Origin of the sequence: Stieleria sp., from assembly GCF_041595215.1 — a bacterium.
Taxonomy (GTDB): Bacteria; Planctomycetota; Planctomycetia; order Pirellulales; family Pirellulaceae; genus Stieleria; species Stieleria magnilauensis.
This window is the reverse complement of sequence record NZ_JBFHKV010000989.1, coordinates 1-3,227: the sequence shown is the minus strand read 5'-3', so window position 1 is coordinate 3,227 and position 3,227 is coordinate 1. Positions and strand designations below refer to the sequence as shown.

The 3,227-nt window shown below is 58.7% G+C and carries 4 protein-coding genes; all 4 read left to right on the top strand.

Translation table 11 applies throughout. From position 1 onward, the window contains the following. Positions 1 to 957, top strand: a 957-nt coding sequence (gene sufD / locus ABX749_RS27185) for a Fe-S cluster assembly protein SufD (RefSeq protein WP_372898787.1), incomplete at its 5' end; no start/stop codon positions are given. A gap of 123 nt (positions 958 to 1,080) precedes the next feature. Next, entirely contained in the window at positions 1,081 to 1,401 is a 321-nt protein-coding gene (locus tag ABX749_RS27180) for a metal-sulfur cluster assembly factor (protein WP_095736315.1), read from the top strand. 11 nt (positions 1,402 to 1,412) lie between these two features. After that, a complete protein-coding gene (locus tag ABX749_RS27175) occupies positions 1,413 to 2,429 on the top strand; it encodes an ATP-grasp domain-containing protein (RefSeq protein WP_145217830.1) in 1,017 nt (338 codons plus the stop codon). A 197-nt stretch (positions 2,430 to 2,626) separates the two neighbouring features. Next, the coding region (locus ABX749_RS27170; RefSeq protein ID WP_372898786.1) for a hydantoinase/oxoprolinase family protein at positions 2,627 to 3,227 on the top strand (601 nt) is incomplete at its 3' end.

The window sequence follows — 3,227 nt, the reverse complement described above, 5'->3', positions numbered from 1 at the left end:
TCGAAACTGGCCCAGTCGCACCCCGAACTCGTTCGTCCGTACTTGTTCACGGCCTTTGATCCCGATCACGACAAATTTGCCGCGCTCCATGCGGCGTTCATGTCCGGCGGGCAATTCCTGTACGTGCCCCGCGGAGTTGTCGTCGATCGTCCGCTGCACATCGGGTCGATCTTGACCGACGGCGGCACCGACACGACGCACACGTTGGTGGTTCTGGAGGATGGTGCCGAAGCCACCTTGCTGCACGAGTCCAATAGCACCGACGCGGGTGGTGCGGGTCTCCATCTGGGGTCGATCGAATTGGTTCAGAAACCAGGATCGAACCTTCGCTACGTCAATCTGCAGGAGTGGGGGCACAAGACCTACCACTTCGCCCAGCAGAAAGCGGTGATCGACCGCGATTGCTCGCTGCAATGGACGATTGCGGCAATGGGCTCCTCGCTTTCGAAGGTCAATCAGTCGGTGGATTTGGTCGGTCCGGGTGCCCACAGCCAAGTCAACGGCGTGATGTTCACCGAAGGCCGTCAGCATTTGGCCTATCACACCTTGCAGCACCACAAAGCGGAGAGTTGCCGAAGCGATTTCCTGTACAAAGCGGCCCAGCAGGACAAAAGTCGCACGGTCTGGCGGGGGATGATCAAGGTCGACCCGGCGGCTCAGAAGACCGACGGTTACCAGCGCAATGACAATCTGGTCCTGTCCCACCACGCTCGGGCAGATTCGATCCCGGGATTGGAGATCGAAGCGGACGATGTCCGTTGCACCCACGGCAGCACGACGTCCAAAGTGGACGAGGATCAAATCTTTTATGCCCGTTGCCGCGGTTTTACTCGGAAGGAAGCAACCCGTATGATTGTGACCGGGTTCTTCCAGCAGATTTTCGACCGAATCACGATCGATAGCGTGCGGGAAGCCCTCGGAGCGGCCATCGCCCGCCAAGTCCGAGAATACGAATAAAAAATTCAGTTTCAAGTTTCTGGTTCCGTGTTTCATGCTCCAGCATGAGACTGCACAACTTGAAACCTGAAACTTGAAACCTGAAACCCGATACTTGAAACCTGAATCGCCCGGAAAGAAGACATGGCACTTGCAGAAGACAAGGTTCGCGAATCGCTCAAGCAGGTGATCGATCCCGAGTTATACGTTAACATTGTGGACTTGGGGCTGATCTATGTCGTCGCGATCGGGGACGAGAAGGAAGACGGGCGTCACGATGTGACGATCGAGATGACGATGACCAGTCCGATGTGTCCTGCGGGACCGCAATTGGTTGCCGGGACGAAAGCGGCTGCCGAGGAACTTGAGGAAGTTGATTCGTGTGAAGTCAAAGTTGTGATGGAACCGGCGTGGTCGCCGGATCGGATGACGGACGAAGCACGTGATCATTTGGGCATTTTTTAAGGGATTGTGACTTGAAGGTTTTCGTCGGGGAATACATCTGCGGCGGCGGCGTCGCGGATCAGGCGATCGACCAGATCCCGCCTTCTTTGCGGAAGGAGGGAGAGGCGATGCTTCGCGCCTTAGTGGAAGACCTTTCGGCGTTCTCCGAAACGACGGTCGTCCTCGAAGACCGCTTCGAAGTGTCCGTCAACGCCACGCATACCGTTGCCTTCGATGCCGAACGCCCGCTCTGGGCGCAATGGGTCTCCGCCGCCAAAGACTGTGACGCGGCGTTGATCATCGCGCCCGAAAGTGACGGGTTGTTGGCCAAGGGCGTGGCTTCGTTGCGCAGCAGTGGCGTGGATGTGATCGCCGGAAGCGGTGATTTTCTTCGCGTGGCCAGCGATAAACTGCTGACCGCCCAGGTGTTGCACAGCTCCGGTGTCGCTCATCCGCCGTACATCGCCGTCGGCGACGAACGGATGGTGGGTTTGGTAGCTGGCTGCGAGCGATTTGTCGTCAAACCTCGCGACGGTTGCGGCACGCTTGCGATCGCGACGTTCGACGATTTTCGCGAGGCCCGCAAATCACTCAATAACAATTCGCTGATGCAAGGCTGGGTCCCCGGTCGCAGCATTTCGATTTCACTGCTGTCCTCCGGTAACTACCAGACGTTCTTGCCGGCGGTGTCCCAAGAGATCAGCGATGGAATCTGTGAGTACGTCGGCGGTTGCGGACCGCTGAACAACAACGCCCAGCGGCGTGCCACCGCGTTGGCCGCCCGAGCGATCGCCGCGATGCCGCCGACCGCACGCGGCTTCGTCGGTCTGGATTTGATCTTGGGCGAAACCCCGAGCGACGACTACATCATCGAAATCAATCCCCGGCTGACGACGTCATACGTCGGTTTGCGCGAGATGATTCACGGAAATCTTGCCGCGCGTTTGTTCGACATCGAAACCGGGCCGGTCAGTTGCAAGGCCAGCGTGAACTCGGTCCATTGGACGGCCGACGGCAAAGTGAAAATCGACACGCCGCAAACGGTGTGAAGCGCCGAGATTCTCTCATTGAGGCCCGTAGGCTCGCGCCAAACGGCTGATCATCGTTTGAGATCAGCCGGTTCGCGCTAGCGTCCGGGCCTCACGTCTTAGGGTGACTTAGCGGTAGAACGCGAGTTTCTTCGGCTCACGAACACAACAAACCGCTGGCTCTTACCGTCAGCATTCCACGCCCCATTGCGCAGCCAATGTCGAATCCCACCCCCGCATCGGAACCTGTCACGTTGGGGGTCGACATCGGCGGGGCGAACTTGAAATACGCCGACACGCAAGGCAATGTGTCGTCAGTCGAATTTCCGCTTTGGATGCGACCGGATGATCTCGCCGGCCAGCTGAAAGCCGACTTCGCCGCCTATCCCGATGCCTCACGCGTCGTGGTGACGATGACCGGCGAGCTGGCGGATTGTTTTCTAGATCGTTGCGTCGGCGTGCAACACATCGTCGATCAGGTCTGCCGTGCGGTGAAGCAATGTGGATGGTCGTCGCCGCTCTTTTATGCCGTCGATGGACACGTTCATTCCGCGGCGTGGGCGATGGAGCATGTCGATCTGATTGCCGCGGCCAATTGGCATGCGTTGGCGAAGTGGGTCGCCCGACGTTTCGCGTCGCAGTTGTCCGGGGGCGGATTGCTGGTCGATATCGGGTCCACGACGACCGATCTGATTCCGCTGTGTGACGGTGGAGTGGCAACCGCAAGCCGGACCGATTTTGATCGGTTGTCCGAAGGCACGCTCGTTTACCTCGGCGGCGGGCGGACTCCGGTTTGTGCGTTGGTCGATCACTTGGATT